14 protein-coding genes and 1 riboswitch are annotated in these 15,999 nt (G+C 70.7%); of the genes, 5 read left to right on the top strand and 9 right to left on the bottom strand.

Annotated features, from left to right (window positions below; all coding sequences use genetic code 11):
• Positions 1–20 precede the first annotated feature (20 nt).
• Positions 21–581, top strand: coding sequence for an ATP-binding protein (locus ACXJMZ_RS25090; protein WP_457032317.1), 561 nt, complete (start codon positions 21–23; stop codon positions 579–581).
• 98 nt (positions 582–679) lie between these two features.
• Here the strand turns inward: ACXJMZ_RS25090 and ACXJMZ_RS25085 are convergent, their stop codons facing one another.
• On the bottom strand, positions 680–916 hold the full coding sequence (locus ACXJMZ_RS25085) for a DUF397 domain-containing protein (RefSeq protein WP_457032316.1): 237 nt from the start codon (positions 914–916) through the stop codon (positions 680–682).
• A gap of 339 nt (positions 917–1,255) precedes the next feature.
• Between ACXJMZ_RS25085 and ACXJMZ_RS25080 the strand changes: the two genes are divergently transcribed.
• A complete protein-coding gene (locus ACXJMZ_RS25080; protein WP_457032315.1) occupies positions 1,256–2,101 on the top strand; it encodes a sirohydrochlorin chelatase in 846 nt (281 codons plus the stop codon).
• 108 nt (positions 2,102–2,209) lie between these two features.
• Here ACXJMZ_RS25080 and ACXJMZ_RS25075 read toward each other — a convergent pair whose 3' ends face one another.
• Entirely contained in the window at positions 2,210–4,288 is a 2,079-nt protein-coding gene (locus tag ACXJMZ_RS25075; RefSeq protein WP_457032314.1) for a hypothetical protein, read from the bottom strand.
• A 264-nt stretch (positions 4,289–4,552) separates the two neighbouring features.
• Positions 4,553–4,726, top strand: a riboswitch (cyclic di-AMP (ydaO/yuaA leader).
• On the opposite strand from ACXJMZ_RS25075, the gene ACXJMZ_RS25070 reads away from it, so the two are divergent.
• Both ACXJMZ_RS25070 and ACXJMZ_RS25065 read left to right on the top strand, forming a co-directional pair.
• Positions 4,711–5,874 (top strand): transglycosylase family protein, encoded by a 1,164-nt coding sequence (locus ACXJMZ_RS25070; protein ID WP_457032313.1) that lies wholly within the window; start codon positions 4,711–4,713, stop codon positions 5,872–5,874. Its footprint overlaps the riboswitch before it by 16 nt.
• Positions 5,875–5,983: 109 nt before the next feature.
• Entirely contained in the window at positions 5,984–6,331 is a 348-nt protein-coding gene (locus tag ACXJMZ_RS25065) for a hypothetical protein (RefSeq protein WP_457032312.1), read from the top strand.
• Between the two features lie 308 nt (positions 6,332–6,639).
• Here the strand turns inward: ACXJMZ_RS25065 and ACXJMZ_RS25060 are convergent, their stop codons facing one another.
• The 5 genes from ACXJMZ_RS25060 to ACXJMZ_RS25040 form a co-directional block, all read right to left on the bottom strand.
• The gene (locus tag ACXJMZ_RS25060; protein WP_457032311.1) at positions 6,640–7,662 is read right to left on the bottom strand and encodes a LacI family DNA-binding transcriptional regulator; all 1,023 of its coding nucleotides are present in this window, start codon (positions 7,660–7,662) and stop codon (positions 6,640–6,642) included.
• Positions 7,663–7,687: 25 nt separating this feature from the next.
• The gene (locus tag ACXJMZ_RS25055) at positions 7,688–9,382 is read right to left on the bottom strand and encodes a glycoside hydrolase family 13 protein (RefSeq protein WP_457032310.1); all 1,695 of its coding nucleotides are present in this window, start codon (positions 9,380–9,382) and stop codon (positions 7,688–7,690) included.
• 100 nt (positions 9,383–9,482) lie between these two features.
• The gene (locus ACXJMZ_RS25050) at positions 9,483–10,385 is read right to left on the bottom strand and encodes a sugar ABC transporter permease (RefSeq protein ID WP_457032309.1); all 903 of its coding nucleotides are present in this window, start codon (positions 10,383–10,385) and stop codon (positions 9,483–9,485) included.
• Positions 10,382–11,377, bottom strand: coding sequence for a carbohydrate ABC transporter permease (locus tag ACXJMZ_RS25045; RefSeq protein WP_457032308.1), 996 nt, complete (start codon positions 11,375–11,377; stop codon positions 10,382–10,384). Before ACXJMZ_RS25045 ends, ACXJMZ_RS25050 begins: the two co-directional genes overlap by 4 nt.
• A gap of 113 nt (positions 11,378–11,490) precedes the next feature.
• Positions 11,491–12,774: an extracellular solute-binding protein gene (locus ACXJMZ_RS25040; RefSeq protein WP_457032307.1), complete on the bottom strand. Its 1,284-nt coding sequence runs from the start codon at positions 12,772–12,774 to the stop codon at positions 11,491–11,493.
• Positions 12,775–13,081: 307 nt separating this feature from the next.
• Between ACXJMZ_RS25040 and ACXJMZ_RS25035 the strand changes: the two genes are divergently transcribed.
• Positions 13,082–14,233, top strand: a complete 1,152-nt coding sequence (locus tag ACXJMZ_RS25035) for a globin domain-containing protein (protein ID WP_457032306.1) — start codon at positions 13,082–13,084, stop codon at positions 14,231–14,233.
• A 3-nt stretch (positions 14,234–14,236) separates the two neighbouring features.
• Here the strand turns inward: ACXJMZ_RS25035 and ACXJMZ_RS25030 are convergent, their stop codons facing one another.
• Positions 14,237–14,863: a helix-turn-helix transcriptional regulator gene (locus tag ACXJMZ_RS25030; protein ID WP_457032305.1), complete on the bottom strand. Its 627-nt coding sequence runs from the start codon at positions 14,861–14,863 to the stop codon at positions 14,237–14,239.
• Between the two features lie 26 nt (positions 14,864–14,889).
• Positions 14,890–15,951, bottom strand: a complete 1,062-nt coding sequence (locus ACXJMZ_RS25025) for an aldose epimerase family protein (RefSeq protein WP_457032304.1) — start codon at positions 15,949–15,951, stop codon at positions 14,890–14,892.
• Between the last annotated feature and the right edge of the window lie 48 nt (positions 15,952–15,999).

The following is a 15,999-nucleotide window of genomic DNA, read 5'->3' as shown; positions in this document are numbered from 1 at the left end:
CCTTATGGGAGGAGCTCTTCATGAGCACCGGAACGGCCATCGCGGTCGACCCCCACGTGGTCACCTGTACGCTCGCCCCTCGCTTCGAAGCCGTCAGAACCGCCCGGGAGTTCGCCCGGTCGACGCTGCACAGCTGGGGCCTGGGCGCACTCTTCGACGATGTCGCGCTGGTCGCCTCCGAGTTGGTGACCAACGCCCTTCGGCATGCGCTGGAGCAGCGCACTGACGCTCCGTCGGCCGAGTCGGTCCGGATACTCACCGAGTCGGTCCGCTCCGGGGAGCCGGTCCGGTTTCCGCTGCAGCCGGGTCCGACCCAGGCCGCCGACGCCCAACTGCCGATCCGGATCAGCCTGGTGCACCGCTCACCGCAGGTGGTCTGCGCGGTGAGCGACCCGAGCAGCCGGGGCCCGGTGGCCCGGGAGCCCGACTTCGTCGCGGAGTCCGGCCGGGGGCTGCACCTGGTGGACTCGTTCAGCCGGGCCTGGGGCTGGCACCCGCTGGCCGGTGCGGGGAAGGTGGTCTGGGCCGTCTTCGAGGCGGAGAACGCCGAGGCGGCGGGCCGGCACCGGCGCTCCGCCTGAAGCCCGGACCATCACGGGACACGGACCACAGGAGATGACGAAGGCCGTCGCGGTGACTTCCACGACGGCCTTTGACGCACCACCAGGGTGACGCCTGATCAGCTTGCCAGGTGGTCGAACTCCCCGTCCTTGGCACCGAGCAGCAGGGCGGTGATCTCCGCCCGGGTGTAGATGAGCGCCGGTCCGTCCGGGAACCGGGAGTTGCGCATCGCGACGTCGCCGCCGGGCAGCGCCGCGAACTCCACACAGTTCCCCTGCGAGTTGCTGTGTCGGCTCTTCTGCCAGACCACGTCTTCGAGGTCCGCAGCCGCCATGCCGTTGTACGTGTTCTGCATTCGAATTCTCCCCGACGTGCCTGGCGTTCGCCTCACTTGACGTGATGATAGCTCCAGTGCACGTGCATCAGCACGGGTGTTTGCTCGTGCACCGAATGGGCATCATCCCTCCACGGGCCTTGCCAGGCAGGCAAGTTGGCCTCACTTATGCGGACAAATCACAGCGATTCGTGAACATACCGATGACTGCGCGTACTCGAACTCCAGCGGGTTGTCGATCTTGGCGACCTTTCCGGGCCGCCTCACGGTCCGTCACCTCCGCCGGATTGTGACGCCGATCACCGTCCGGAGACCGGCCCGACTGTGGGCCGGTCCGCCGAATGTCCTACGATCTCCGCCATGAGCACAGCAGCCATCCCGGGCGCACCACTGCCCGTCCGCACTCCAGGCTCCCGTGCGCGGGGGCGCCACCGCCGTCCCGAGCGGCCGGAGATTCCCGCGGGTTCACCGTCGTTGGTGCTGGCCGTCCCGGCCACCGCCGGACCGGAGTCCCGCCCCGTGGTCGAGGAACTGCTCTCGATCGTCCGGGGTGAGCAGCCCGGCATCGAGGCGGCCGCCGCGTACCTGGAGAGCACCGATCCGGAGTACCCCACCATCGCCGGGCTGCTCGCCCAGGCGGCCGAGGCCGGGCTCCCGGCACCTGTCCTGGTGCCCCTGCTGCCCGGCCCGCACGGCTCCCTGACGGAGCTGCACCGGCTGGCGGCCGAGACCGGCGCCACCGTCACCGACGTGCTCGGCCCGCACCCGCTGCTGGCCGAGGCCGTCCACGTCCGGCTCTCCGAGGCCGGGCTGGCCCGGGCCGACCGGGCCCGGCTGTTCGCCATCGCCACGGCCGCGGACGGCGTGGTCCTCACCACCGCCGGTGGTGAGGAGGCGGCTGCGGCCGCCGGGATCACCGGCGTACTGCTGGCCGCGCGCCTCGCGGTGCCGGTCGTGCCGGCCGCGCTGGACGTGCCCGGGTCGGTGCTGGCCGCCGTCGAGCACCTTCGGGCGACCGGGTCGGTCCGGCCCGCGCTCGCTCCGCTGGTGATCGGGCCCGAGGCCGATCCCGAGCTGCTGGCGACTGCGGCGGAGGAGACGGGGTGTCCTGGGGCGGCTCCGCTCGGCGCGTACGCGGCGCTCGGGCAGCTGATCGCTTCGGCTTACCTGTCTGCGTTGGAGATCGTGCTCGCTGACGAGGCGTAACCCTTTTGCAGTTGCTCAGCCAGATGTGACCAGGGGCTCGGGGAACGGCGACGTACGGATCACCTTTTACGAGGTCGGCGTCGCAGTTCCCCGAGCCCCTGGCATGTTTCAGGTCAGCCGCGAGGTGCGGGCCGCTGCGTCGTGCAGGGTGAGCTGCGGGGTGGTGATCGGGCGGGGGCCCGGGGTGGCGGTGGTGGGGGTGCGGCTGTTGTCGCGGCGGACCTCTTCGGCCTGGGTCTGGCCGGCCCGGCGGAGGACGATCCGCTTGGGTTCCGGCAGGTCCGGGTCGAACCAGAGCTCGGGGCCGCCGAACTCGCAGTCCAGCACCGCGATGTCCTCCGGCGCTCCGCCGTCCACGGCGCGGAACGCGACGCCGGCCTTCCGATAGCCCGTCAGCCGACTGCGGGTCACCAGGACGGTCTCTCCCGGAAGTTGGTGGCGCTTGGTGGAGATCGCGAAGTCCGACTGGCCCGCCGCGTCGATCAGCAGGCCGTCCAGCACCGTCCCCTTGTCCCGGCCGAGGGCGTGCAGCGCCACTCCCCCGGCGGCGTTGCCGTAGAGGACGCTGCCGGTGTAGTCGAAGTCGTTCAGGTAGGCGCCGTGCTCGATGCCCCAGCCGCCGTTGTGGTAGGCCACGAACTGGCCGACCACGTGGTGGTGTTGGGCGTTGAGCCAGACGAAGATGCCGTTCTCCAGGTTGTTGTGGGCCAGGCAGCGCTCGAAGGTCCAGACCCCCTCGCTGGTCTCCGGCCAGTGGTAGCCGGAGGCACCGTTCGCGCCCTGCACGCCGACCGCCACGCAGTCCCTGGCCACTCCGCCGGTGCCCGCGCCGAGACTGAAGCCGGTCAGCCGGTAGCCGCGCGGGTTGGGGTCGAAGAGCGTCCGGGAGGCGACGCAGGAGTCGTACGTGATGTCGTCGGACGGGCCCTGCGGGGTCCGGGTGTCCAGCGGCCCGTCCCACCAGTAGGCGTCCTCCCAGGTCTGGTGGCTGATGCAGCTGCGGAAGGTGATGCCGTGGCTGGCGTGCGGGACGAACGCGTGGCTGCCGGTGTCCCGGACCACCACCCCCTCGACCACGGTGCCCCGGCTGGTGTCGCCGAGCATGTGGAAGTGCAGCCCGTACCGGCCGAGCACCGGCTCGGTGACCGCCTTGCCGTTCCACTGGTCCTTGCCGGGGGCGCGCGGTCCGAGCCAGCGCAGGGCGGCGTGCCGGACGTCGGACTTGCGTGAGCTGGTGAGGTGGACGTGGGCGCGGCCCTTCTCACTTCCCTCAATTCGGACATTACGGGTTAAATTCAGCACTTCTGCCCCGACGGTGACGCCCCCTCCGGTCGCCACCCGTGGGTGCGGGTACTTCAGCGGGCCGTCCAGGGTGACCGTGCTGCCGTTGATCGCGGCGATGGTCCGCAGGTCGTAGCGCTCCGAGAAGCCGTCGGCGTCGGGGGCTCCGGTCGGGGTCACGGCGAGCTCGTCGCCGGGGCGCCAGCCGGTCGGTGCGGTGGCGAGCGTAATGCTGGTGTCGCCGGGCTTGAGCGCCCCGGCGGCCCGCACCCAGGCCGTCCGGGCGGCGCCGTCCAGCCGGAGGTAGCCCGCCCCGGTGACCCAGAGGCCGGTGTCGCTCGGCAGCAGGGTCATGCCGCCGCCCTGGAAGCGCCGTTCGTCGACGGCGGGGAACCGCAGGGTGTGCAGGGCGGTGTCGGCCGGCGCCAGCGTCAGACTGCCCTTCACCTCGACGTTGCCCGCCGAGCTGAGCACCACCGAGCGGTCGGCCGCGAAGGTCAGCGAACCTGACGCTTCGACCACCAACGAACCAACTGCCGCATCGCCGTCCAACACCACGTGGTCGCTGACCCGGACGGCGGCGGCCGGGCCCGGCACGGCCCCGCCCCAACCGGCCGGGTCCGACCACGGCCTGGCCGGGGGAGGCGGCTCCGGGGAGGGCGACGGCGAGGGCTCGGGCGAGGCGGACGGCACCGGCTCACCGTGTACGTGCGAGGTCTCGGGAGTCGGCGGTGGCGGTGGAGCCGAGGCGACGTCAGGAGCGTCCCCGGTGCGCCGGACCAGCTCCTCCACGCCGATCGCGGCGGCCACCGTGCCGGCCGCGATCCAGCCGAGTACCTTCCTGCGCCCGGCCTTTGCCGAACCGTTACCTTCCGGGGCCGGTTCGGGCCTCTTCGCGTGCCGCATGGTGCCGCGCACCTCTCCCCCGGGCCGCGCCTGCGGCCGCCTCGCCTGAAGCATAGGCAAGTCCCTTGAACACCAAGGGGTTTGATCAGATCCGATCGAAATCCATCACTGGAACGAAGGCTTCCGATCCATGAAGGTTCCCTGAAGAAACCATGATCCACATCACAGAGGTTTGCGGTTTGAACTTAAGTCTGTCTAACGTGCTCCCCTGTTCGTGGCCACACGGACCCAGTTCATCCGGAACGCCGAGTCCTGCCATCGGATGAACAGGCAGCACCGCAATGCACCATGGCAGGGGCGGGGGAACCACAGGTAAGTCGCCTGGATTTGGTCTGATTTGACCGATTTCAGGCTTGGGGTGAAGCCGTGCTCACGCACGGCCGGGCAACTCCAGCCCGAATCCGACAGCTCACCTCGCAGGCGTGGGAGAGGAACGCATCTTCATGCTGTCCAGCAGCGCGTCCAAGCGCACCCGCCGTCTGATCGCCGCGACCGGCGTGGTCGGCATCGGCCTCTCGGTCCCGTGCCTCACGGCCGGCTCCGCCTCCGCCGCCACCGTCTCCACCTGGGACAAGGTCGCCCAGTGCGAGGCCACCGGCGACTGGAGCATCAACACCGGGAACGGCTTCTACGGCGGCCTCCAGTTCACCTCCAGCACCTGGGCCGAGTTCGGTGGCAAGCAGTACGCCGCCCAGGCCAACCAGGCCAGCAAGGGCCAGCAGATAGCCGTCGCCGAGAAGGTGCTCGCCTCCCAGGGCCCCGGCGCCTGGCCGGTCTGCTCCGTCAAGGCCGGTCTGACCAAGGGCGGCAGCGCCCCCCAGGTCGACACCTCGGCGAGCACCGACTCCTCCGCGAAGGCCAGCACCCCCAAGGCCGCCGCCCCGGCGCCGAAGGCGGCCGAGCAGCAGACCACCACCACGACCACCGCGGCCAAGTCCTACACGGTGGTCGCCGGTGACTGGCTCTCCACCATCGCGCAGAACCAGAACGTCGAGGGCGGCTGGGAGAAGCTCTACGAGCTCAACAAGTCGGTCCTGTCCGAGGGCCCGGACATGATCTACCCGGGTCAGCAGCTGGCGCTCGGCGGCACCACCACCGTGGTCACCAGCGCGCCGAAGTCGACCGCCCCGGCGCCGACTTCGTCCTCGGCCGGCACCGGCACCAGGACCACCAAGAGCAGCAAGGCCGCGTCCGGCTCCACCGCCACCACCGCGGTGGCGGCGACCGGCAGCAAGGCCGCCGCGATCAACTTCGCGATGTCCAAGCTCGGCCAGGCGTACGTCTACGGCGGCAGCAGCAACGGCGGCTGGGACTGCTCGGGTCTGACTCAGGCGGCCTTCCGCCAGGCCGGGATCTCCCTGCCGCGGATCGCCAACGACCAGGCGGACGCGGCCACCCGGGTCTCGCTGGACAACCTCCAGGCCGGCGACCTGCTCTTCTGGTCGAACAACGGCAGCAACTCCGGCGTCTACCACGTCGCCCTCTACATCGGCGACGGCAAGTACGTCGAGGCCGCCAACCCGCGCGCGGGCGTGAAGACCGAGTCCATCGCCAACTGGGCGCCGGACTTCGCCGGTCGCGTCTGACGCATCCCGGCCTGCGCGCGGCGATTATCCTTACGGGTGATGTGCGCCTTCGCTTCGTCGGTCATGTCGCGGAGTTACCTACTCAACAGCTCGACCGCGAGGACCAGCCATGACCGAGCAGCCCACCGCGACCCAGCGGATCGCCGAGACCATCCGGCCCGCGATGCTCCAGGGTCTGCAGAACGCCGACCTCGGCGGCGCCGCCGGCACCCAGCACATCAACGCCTGGGCGGACTGGATCGCCGAAGCGGTCTTCCACACCGCCGTCCAGCCGCTGGCCACCGAGCGCGACGCCTTCGCCGACCGGGTCGACACCCTCAGCGAGGTCGCCAAGCGCCACAAGGCGAACTACCTCGACGCGGTCCAGGACGTCCAGCGGCTGACCACCCGGGTCACCGAACTGGAGGCCGAGCTGGCCGAGCTGCGCGAGACCCCCGCCGAGCCGCCGACCGACTGACCCACGCCTGCGGCGGTAGTAGGCGACCGTGACCGCCGCCAGCAGCAGCAGCCAGAAGCCCGGGCCGCTGTTCGGCATGCCCTCGCCGGTGTCGTTCAGCGGTTCGACCAGGTGCAGGAGCTGGTTGACGGTTGCGTAGGTGATCAGCACGGTGACCAGGAAGGCGCCGGTCGCCGCCGGGAGCTACCCGGCCGCCTCGACCCTGGGGGCGGACCGTCTCCCCTCGGCTGGGATGCCCATCGCTCCTGCGGACGAGAAAGCCGAGTGGGGCACGAGGGAGAACCCTCGTGCCCCACCCTGACGTCCGGTCAGCTCTTCGGGTTGGCCCCGGTCGAGCCGCGCATCACCAGCTCGGGCTGGAACATGAACTCGGCGCGCTGGCCCGGGTTTCCGCCGACCTCCTCCAGCAGGGCGTCGACGGCGGCGGTGGCCATCGCCTCGACCGGCTGGCGGATGGTGGTGAGCGGCGGCTCGGTGAAGGCGATCAGCGGGGAGTCGTCGAAGCCGACCACCGAGACGTCCTGCGGCACCGCGAGCCCGCGCTGCCGGACGGCGCGGATCGCGCCGAGCGCCATCATGTCGCTGCCGCAGACGATCGCGGTGCAGCCCTTGTCGAGCAGCGCGTTGGCCGCCGCGTGGCCGCCCTCGACGCTGAACAGGGTGTGGTGGACCAGCCCTTCGGCCTCCGCCTCGCTCAGGCCGAGCAGCTCGCGGACCGCCGCCGTGAAGCCCTCGATCTTGCGCAGCACCGGCACGTACCGGCGCTGGCCGACCGCGAGGCCGATCCGCTCGTGGCCGAGCTCGACCAGGTGCTGGACGGCCATCCACATCGCGGCCCGGTCGTCCGGCGAGATGAACGGGGCGGCGATCTTCTCGCTGTACCCGTTGATCAGCACGAACGGCACCTGACGGCCGGTCAGCTTGGCGTACCGGTCGTGGTCGGCCGTCGAGTCGGCGTGCAGGCCGGAGACGAAGACGATGCCGGCCACCCCCCGCTCGACCAGCATCTCCACCAGTTCGTCCTCGGTGGAGCCGCCCGGGGTCTGGGTGCAGAGCACCGGGGTGTACCCGTGCCGGCTCAGCACCTGCTCGATCACCTGGGCCAGCGCCGGGAAGATCGGGTTGCTGAGCTCGGGGGTGATCAGGCCGATCAGACCGGCGCTGCGCTGCCGCAGCCGGGTCGGGCGCTCGTAGCCGAGCACGTCCAGGGCGGCCAGCACTGTCTGCCTGGTCGTGGCCGAAACCCCTGCTTTGCCGTTGAGGACGCGGCTGACGGTCGCTTCGCTGACCCCCGCCTGCGCCGCGATGTCCGAAAGTCGCGCCGTAGTCACGATCCCAGAGCCTATTGCAACCACGTCAGACCGCCCACCAGATGGTGCTGTCCGCCGGCAGAACCGCCTCGCCGTCCACCGCGACGGCTTCGGTGGAGGAGAGCAGGATACGGCCGGGGGCCGCGATCCGGACCGGTTCGGCACCGGCGTTCACGGTGCAGACGAAGGAGCCGCGACGGAAGGCCAGCACGCTCGCAGGCGTCTCCAGCCACTCCACCGAGGTGCCCGCGCCGAGGTCCTGGTGCTCCCGACGGATGGCCAGCGCGCTGCGGTAGAGCTCCAGCGTCGAGGTCGGGTCCCCGGTCTGCACCTCCACGCTCAGCCCGGCCCACTCGGCGGGCTGCGGCAGCCAGCTCGGGCCGCCGGCCGCCGGGCCGAAGCCGTACGGCGCCTCGGTGCCCGACCACGGGATCGGCACCCGGCAGCCGTCCCGGAAGCCGTCCTGGCCGGCCTGCCGGAAGAAGGACGGGTCCTGGCGGACGGCGTCGGGCAGGTCGGTGACGTCCGGCAGGCCGAGCTCCTCGCCCTGGTAGACGTACGCGGAGCCGGGCAGCGCCAGCATCAGCAGGCTGGCGGCGCGGGCCCGGCGCAGGCCGAGTTCGCGGTCGCCGGGGGTGCGGATCTGGGTGCCCAGGCCGGGCGGGTTGGCGAAGCGGGTGGCGTGCCGGGTGACGTCGTGGTTGGACAGCACCCAGGTGGCGGGTGCGTCCACCGGGCGCATCGCGTCCAGCGAGACGTCGATGACCGAGCGCAGCTCGGCGGCGTCCCAGGAGGTGCCCAGGTACTGGAAGTTGAAGGCCTGGTGCAGCTCGTCCGGGCGGACGTAGTTGGCGGTCCGCTGGACGGTCGGGGTCCACGCCTCGGCGACGCCGATCCGGTCGCCCGGGTACTCGTCCAGGATCTGGCGCCAGGCGCGGTAGATGGCGTGCACGCCGTCCTGGTCGAAGAACGGCATCACGTCGTTGCCGAGCAGCTTGAGCTGGTCGGCGCCGCCGAGGTCGGGCAGGCCGGGGGCCTTGACCAGGCCGTGCGCGACGTCGATCCGGAAGCCGTCCACGCCCATGTCGAGCCAGAACCGCAGGATCGAGCGGAACTCGTCCGCGACCGCCTGGTTCTCCCAGTTGAAGTCGGGCTGCTCGGGGGCGAACAGGTGCAGGTACCAGTCGCCTTCGGTGCCGTCCGGGTCCGTGGTCCTGGTCCAGGCGGGGCCACCGAAGATGGACTCCCAGTCGTTGGGCGGCAGTTCGCCCTTCGCACCCTTGCCGGGACGGAAGTGGTAGCGCTCGCGCAGCGGTGAGGCCGGGCCCTCGCGCAGCGCGCGCTGGAACCACTCGTGCTGGTCGGAGGAGTGGTTCGGCACCAGGTCCACGATGATCCGCAGACCCAGCTCGTGCGCGTCCCGGATCATCCCGTCCGCGTCCAGCAGGCTGCCGAACATCGGGTCCACCGCACGGTAGTCCGCCACGTCGTACCCGGCATCGGCCTGCGGCGACGCGTAGAAGGGGGACAGCCAGACCGCGTCCACGCCCAGTGCCTTCAGGTACGGCAGCCGGCTGCGGACGCCCGGCAGGTCACCCATGCCGTCCCCGTTCGAGTCGGCGAAGCTGCGCGGGTACACCTGGTAGATGACCGCATCCCGCCACCAGCCTCTGGAGGCAGCACCGTTCGCAGCGATGGGCTCGGCGGCGGGCCGGGAGGTGTCGGCCAGGTTCTGGGTCATGGACAGTCATCCCTTGGGGACTAGGTGTCGTCCCGCCGGCCCGGGGTAGGGCCGGCGGCACGCGGCAACAGGCAGTTTCGGAAGCTGGATTGACGGTACGTCAGGACTTGGCCGCACCGGCGGTCAGTCCGGTCACCAGGTGACGCTGTACCAGGTAGAAGACCAGAGCTGCGGGCAGCGCGATCAGCACCGAGGTGGCGGCCATCAGGTTCCACTGGCTCTCGTACTGGCTGACGAAGGTCTGCAGACCGACCGCCAGGGTGTACTTGGAGGAGCTGAGCAGGAAGGTGGAGGCGAAGGCCACCTCGGCCCAGGCGGTGAGGAAGGAATAGAAGGCCGCCACGGCCAGGCCCGGGCGGGCCAGCGGGATGATCAGGCGCCAGAAGGTGCCGAACGGGCTGAGCCCGTCCACCCGTCCTGCCTCGTCGATCTCCACCGGGATGGTGTCGAAGTAACCCTTCAGCAGCCAGGCGCAGTACGGCACGGTGGTGGCCGAGTAGACGATGATCAGACCGGTGTAGCCGTCCAGCAGCTTGAGCGAGGCGAGGATCGTGTACATCGGCACGATCAGCACCGCGATCGGGAACATCTGGGTGACCAGCAGGGTCCACATCAGCTGGCGGTGCCCGGCGAAGCGCATCCGGGAGACCGCGTAGCCGGTGGTGGCGGCGACCGTCACGCCGAACACGGTGGTGCCGCCGGCCACGATCACCGAGTTGAGGAACCACTCGGCGAAGTCGGTCTCGAACAGCACCTTGGTGTAGTTCGAGAAGGTGATCTTGTCGAAGATCTGCCCGGGGTGCAGGTAGTCCATCTTGTCCGGGCCGAGCGAGATGAAGCCGATGTACAGCACCGGGAAGAGGGCCACCAGGCTGGCGATCACCAGGGCGCCGTGCGAGAGCGCGCGGACCAGCGGGCTGCTCTCGCCGCGGCGGCGGACCTTGGGCCGGCGGGCCGGCGGAGCGGCGGGGGTGAGTACGGTCTCTTCGATGGTGGCGGTCATCGGGAAGCCTCTTCGTTCCGGGCCAGCCAGCGACGGTAGAAGCTGGTGAAGACGATCAGGATGGAGAGCAGCAGCACGCCGTAGGTGGCCGACTGGGCGTAGTCGCGCGGCTGTTGGCCGAAGCCGAGGCGGTAGGCCCAGGTGACCAGGATCTGCGCGTCGGGGGCGCCGTTGCCGAACAGCAGGAAGATGACGGCGAACTGGTTGAAGGTCCAGATCACCCCGAGCAGCACCACCGTGGAGGAGACGGTCCGCAGGCCGGGCAGGGTGATGTGGCGGAACTGCTGCCAGGCGGTGGCGCCGTCCATCTCGGCGGCCTCGTACAGCTCGCCGGGGATCGACTGCAGGCCGCCGAGCAGCGAGACCATCATGAACGGCACGCCGACCCAGGTGTTGACCAGGATGGCCGCCGCCTTCTGCGCCAACGGGTCGGAGAGCCAGGCGGGTTCGGGCAGGCCGAGCGAGCCGAGCAGTCCGTTGACCACGCCGCCGTCGGCCAGCATCAGCCGCCAGGAGAAGATGGTGACGAAGGTCGGCACCGCCCACGGCAGGATCAGCATCAGCCGGTAGAAGCTGCGGCCGCGCAGCCGCTGGTTCATCAGCAGGGCCAGCGCCAGACCGGTCGAGTAGGTGAGGGTCACACAGATGACCGTCCACGCGATGGTCCAGACGAAGTGTGACCAGAACCGGTCGTAGGAGCCCGGGCCCCACAGGATGTCGGCGTAGTTGTGCAGGCCGATGAACTGGTAGGTGGCCGGGATCTCCTTGACCCCGATGGTGCGGGCCGAGTTGAGGCTGTTGGCGTCCGTCAGGGTCAGGTAGAAACCGTTGATCAGCGGGTAGCCGACCAGCACACCGAGCACGATGACGACCGGAGCGACCATCGCGTAGGCGTACCAGTGCTTGCTGTACGAGAGCTTGACGCGCGCCACCAGGCCAGGGCGCGGATCCTGGCTGCCCTTGGTGGGAGCGCCTTGCACGGCGACTGCCATGAGTTGACACCTTTTCGGGAGGTCCGCCGCGGCTCGGGGCGGTGACTGCTGCTGGTACGGGACGAGCCGCCCGGGCCACCTCTGTCAGGTGGGTGGCCCGGGCGGCCTGCTTGTTACTTCGAGAAGCCGGGGAGCAGCTTCAGGTAGTCCACCGCGGTGGCGTCCAGGCCGGCCTGGGTGCTGCTCTGGCCCTGCACGATCTTGCCGAGGTTGGTGCCGATCGAGCCGAACAGCGAGCTGTACTCGGGCAGTTCGGGGCGCGGCTGGGCGCTGGCCAGGATCGACTGGAAGCCGGCGATGCCCGGGTTGGCCTTGACCTCGGCGGTGTACGCGTCGGTGCGGGTCGGCAGGGTGGAGTTCTTCAGCGCCAGGAAGGTCTGGCTCTCGGCGGAGGTGAGGAACCCGGCCAGCTTCTCGGCGGCGGCCTTGTGGGCCTTGTCCGCACCGGCGTAGACCGAGACGTTGTGGCCACCGGTCGGGGCACCGGCCTTGCCGGCCGAGCCGCCCGGGACGGCCGCGATGCCGAGGTTGTTCTTGTCGGCGAAGGCGGCGCCCTTGTAGATGTTGGTGATCTCCCACGGGCCCTGGATGATCGCCGCGACCTTGCCGGTGTTGAAGGCGTCCATCATGTGCGCGTAGCTGTCGGTGGTCACGTCGGCCTTGGCGGTGCCGGGCGCGGTGAACATCGACTTGTAGGTCTCGACGGCCTTGGCGGCCTCGGGCGAGGCGACGGTGATCTTCTTGCCCTTGGCGTCCACCATGTTGGTGCCCTCGCCGTACAGGAACGGCATGGCGTAGTAACCGTCGGCGGCGCGCATGAAGAAGCCGTCCACGCCGGCCTTCTCCTTGAGCTGGGCGGCGGCGGTCTTCAGCTCGTCCCAGGTCGCGGGGGCCTTGGTGATGCCCGCCTTGGCGAACAGCTCCTTGTTGTAGAGCAGGCCCAGGGTGTCGGTGACGATCGGGGCGCCGTAGACCTTGCCGTCGTACGTCGCCTGCTCGACCAGGCTGGCCTGGAAGGCGGCCTTGTCGGTCATCGCCGGGGTGCCGTCCAGCGGCTCCAGGTAGCCGGCCTTGGCGAAGGCGGAGGTCCAGCCGACCTCGGAGCGGAACGCGTCCGGGGCGCCGGTGGCACCCATCGCGGTCTGCAGCTTGTTCTGCGCCTGGTCGAACGGGACGTTCTCGAACTTGACCTTGATGGTCGGGTTCGCGGCCTCGAACTTCTTCACCAGGGCCTCGTAGTTCGGCGCCTCGTTGGTGGCGTTGGAGGTGTCCCAGTAGGTGATGGTGACCGGGCCGTCAGCAGCCTTGTCATCGGATCCGGAGCCGCTGCTGCCACAGGCTGCCATGGTGACCGCAAGGGCCGCAACGAGGGCAGAGGCCGCGATGCCACGCCGCATGAGAACTCCTAGGGAAAAAGGTGGGGGTGCCCGGGATGGAGGTGGACGGCGCATAATGGCTGTCCCGTTGCCGACTGGGCCTTGCGGCCGTCGGGCTTGGGGAGGAACGTAACAGCGATGCAACCGCTGTCGAAAGTCCTTGCAGCAAGTTTCTGCAAGAACTGGGGATCGTTACGTCCACGTGTCCTGGGCGTTGCCGCAAGGTAGTCGGCAGACGGAGCCTCGGAAGGGTGACCTTTGGCCCCTTTTTGGAGGACGGCCGTCATTTATATTAAGAGCGCAGCTGTCAGCGTCCCAGGAGGAACCTGTGCTCTCCCCGCAGTCGACCGAGACCGTCCGCGCCACCCTGCCCGCCGTCGGCGGAGCCATCGGGGAGATCACCCCGCTGTTCTACGCCAAGCTGTTCGCCGCCCACCCCGAGCTGGAGCGCGACCTCTTCAACCGGGGCAACCAGGCCGTCGGCGACCAACCCCGGGCGCTGGCGGGCTCGTTCGCCGCCTACGCGACCATGCTGGTCGAGCACCCCGAGGTGCGCCCCGGCGCGATGCTGGCCCGGATCGCCCACAAGCACGCCTCGCTCGGCGTCACCGAAGCCCAGTACCAGGTGGTGCACACCCACCTGTTCGCCGCCATCGTGGAGGTGCTCGGCGAGGCCGTGACCCCCGAGGTGGCCGCCGCCTGGGACGAGGTCTACTGGCTGATGGCCGGTGAACTCATCGCGCTGGAAGCCAAGTTGTACCAGGAGGCCGGCCTGGAGCCGGGCGACGTCTGGCAGTCGATGACCGTCACCGGCCGTCACCAGGAGACCGCCGACGCGGTCTCCTTCACCCTGCGCCGCACTGACGGCGAGCCGGTCGCCGCGTTCCGCCCCGGCCAGTACGTCAGCGTCGCGGTCCGGCTCCCCGACGGCGCCCGGCAGATCCGTCAGTACAGCCTCTCCGCCGCCCCCGACCGGGGCGAGTGGCGGATCACCGTGAAGCGCGACGGCGAGGTCTCCACCCAACTGCACACCACCGTGCACGAAGGCGACCTGATCGAGGTCTCGCACCCCTTCGGCGACCTGGTGCTGGACGAGAGCGAGGCACCGCTGCTGCTGGCCTCCGCCGGGATCGGCTGCACCCCGATGATCGGCATGCTCGACCACCTGGTGCGCACCGGCTCGGAGCGCCGGGTCACCGCGGTGCACGGCGACCGCTCGGCGGCCGACCACGCCCATGCGGCCGAGCTGACCACTCTGACCGGCGAACTGCCGGGAGCCGCGCTGCACCGCTGGTACGAGGACCGCGACGGCCTGGTCGACCTCACGGCGGTCGAGCTTTCCCAGGATGTCCGGGCCTACCTCTGCGGCCCGCTCCCCTTCATGCGGGCGGCCCGGGCCCAGCTGCTCGACCGGGGCATCCCGGCCGAGGCGATCCACTACGAGGTGTTCGGCCCCGACCTCTGGCTCGCGAGCCGCTGAGCACTAGGCGCTCGAAGGCCCGATGGTGATGCTGCACACCCCCGGCGCACTGAACGGGTGCAGCCGGACGGTGTCCTGACCGTCCGCCAGGGCGTCCAGAAGGCCCTGGTGGACGGCGCAGATCACCTCCGGGTGCCGCTCGGCGGTGCGCAGGAACGGGCAGTCTCTGAGCAGCAGCTCGCCGTCCGGGCCCGGCTCGGGCCGGAAGCCCCAACGCTCGGCGGCGGCCCGGATCCGATCGATCAGCGGGGCGTCGTCCGGCGGCAGCTCGGCGCCCCAGTCCCGGCCGGCCTGGACGGCGCCGAGCCGGCCGTAGCCGTGCGCCAGTACCTCGACCAACTCCCGGTAGGCGTCCAGCTGTTCGTGGGCCGGGGCGGCGGTGTAGCGCAGCTTGGGCCGCCCCCGGCCGGTGCCGGGCTGCCGGGAGACGGTCACCAGACCGGCCTGCACCAGGGCGGTCAGGTGGTGCCGGATGGTGGTCGGGTGCAGCCCCAGCGCGTCGGCGAGCTGCTGGGCCTCCAGCGGTTCGGCCGCCGAGGTCAGCTCGGCCAGCAGCGCCCGGCGGGCCGGAGCGGCCAGCGCGCGGTGCACACCGGCGTCCCCCGCTGCTGCTGCCCCGACGCCGTCCATGCGGTCAATATACGGCGATACCGGGATCAGCCGACGCCGAGCCGCAGCACGGTGACGGACCGGAACTCCTCGCCGGGCCGCAGCACGGTGCTCGGGTAGTCGGGGTGGTGCGGCGAGTCGGGGTGGTGCTGGGTCTCCAGCGCGACCCCGGCGTACTTCCCGTACGGGACACCGCTCGGGCCGCGCACCGCGCCGTGGAAGCCGTTGGCCGTGTAGACCTGCAACCCGGGCTCGGTGGTGAGCAGCTCCAGGGTGCGGCCGCTGTCCGGGTCCTCCAGGAAGGCGGCCCGGGTCGGCGTGCCGTCCGTGCTGCGCTCGCGGAGCACCCAGTTGTGGTCGTAGCCGCCCGCCGCCGTCAGCTGCGGGTGGTCGTCCCCGATCGCCTTGCCGACCGGGCGGGCGGTGGAGAAGTCGAACGGTGTGCCCGACACCGGCTCGTACGGGCCGAGCGGGATCTGCCGGGCGTCCACCGGGGTGTACGCGTCGGCGTCCACGGTGAGCAGGTGGCCGAGCACGTCGCCGCTGCCTTCGCCCGCGAGGTTGAAGTAGGCGTGGTTGGTCAGGTTGACCACGGTGGGGCGGCTGGTGACGGCCCGGTAGGCGATGGTCAGCTCGGCGCCGTCCAGGGTGTACTCGACGGTGACGTCGAGCGCGCCGGGGAAGCCCTGGTCGCCGTCCGGGCTGTGCAGCTGGAGCCGGACGCCGCCCGGGATCTCGGCGGCGGCCCAGACCCGGTGGATGAAGCCGTCCGGGCCGCCGTGCAGGGTGACACCGTTGCCGGTCGGGGCGAGCGGGTGCTCCTCGCCGTCGATGGTGATCCGGCTGTCGGCGATCCGGTTGGCGTACCGGCCGACGGTGGCGCCGTAGTGCCGGGCCGGGCCCAGAACGCCCGTCAACTCCTCGGTGCCGAGCAGGATCTGGGCTGCGCGGCCGGCCCGGTCCGGGGCGGTCAGACCGTGCAGGGTGGCACCCAGGCTCAGCACGGTGGCCTCGACCCGGTCGCTGCGCAGCGTCCAGCGCTCGATCGCCGCACCCGCGCCGGACGCGTCGAAGGGCTCCCGCCGCACTTCGGTCTGCTGAGCCGCCATCAACCGTTCCTCCTGATCCGCCGCGAACTGTCAGCCAGACCCTACGCC

The sequence above is a fragment of the Kitasatospora sp. P5_F3 genome (assembly GCF_054049135.1).
This window is presented reverse-complemented; position numbering and strand designations above follow the sequence as displayed.

Bases quoted from the DNA above. Each gene is read 5' to 3' on its own strand.
- ACXJMZ_RS25090 (WP_457032317.1), top strand. From the start codon at position 21: ATGAGCACCGGAACGGCCATCGCGGTCGACCCCCACGTGGTCACCTGT.
- ACXJMZ_RS25085 (WP_457032316.1), bottom strand. From the start codon at position 916: ATGCAGAACACGTACAACGGCATGGCGGCTGCGGACCTCGAAGACGTG.
- ACXJMZ_RS25080 (WP_457032315.1), top strand. From the start codon at position 1,256: ATGAGCACAGCAGCCATCCCGGGCGCACCACTGCCCGTCCGCACTCCA.
- ACXJMZ_RS25075 (WP_457032314.1), bottom strand. From the start codon at position 4,288: ATGCGGCACGCGAAGAGGCCCGAACCGGCCCCGGAAGGTAACGGTTCG.
- ACXJMZ_RS25065 (WP_457032312.1), top strand. From the start codon at position 5,984: ATGACCGAGCAGCCCACCGCGACCCAGCGGATCGCCGAGACCATCCGG.
- ACXJMZ_RS25055 (WP_457032310.1), bottom strand. From the start codon at position 9,382: ATGACCCAGAACCTGGCCGACACCTCCCGGCCCGCCGCCGAGCCCATC.
- ACXJMZ_RS25050 (WP_457032309.1), bottom strand. From the start codon at position 10,385: ATGACCGCCACCATCGAAGAGACCGTACTCACCCCCGCCGCTCCGCCG.
- ACXJMZ_RS25045 (WP_457032308.1), bottom strand. From the start codon at position 11,377: ATGGCAGTCGCCGTGCAAGGCGCTCCCACCAAGGGCAGCCAGGATCCG.
- ACXJMZ_RS25040 (WP_457032307.1), bottom strand. From the start codon at position 12,774: ATGCGGCGTGGCATCGCGGCCTCTGCCCTCGTTGCGGCCCTTGCGGTC.
- ACXJMZ_RS25030 (WP_457032305.1), bottom strand. From the start codon at position 14,863: ATGGACGGCGTCGGGGCAGCAGCAGCGGGGGACGCCGGTGTGCACCGC.
- ACXJMZ_RS25025 (WP_457032304.1), bottom strand. From the start codon at position 15,951: ATGGCGGCTCAGCAGACCGAAGTGCGGCGGGAGCCCTTCGACGCGTCC.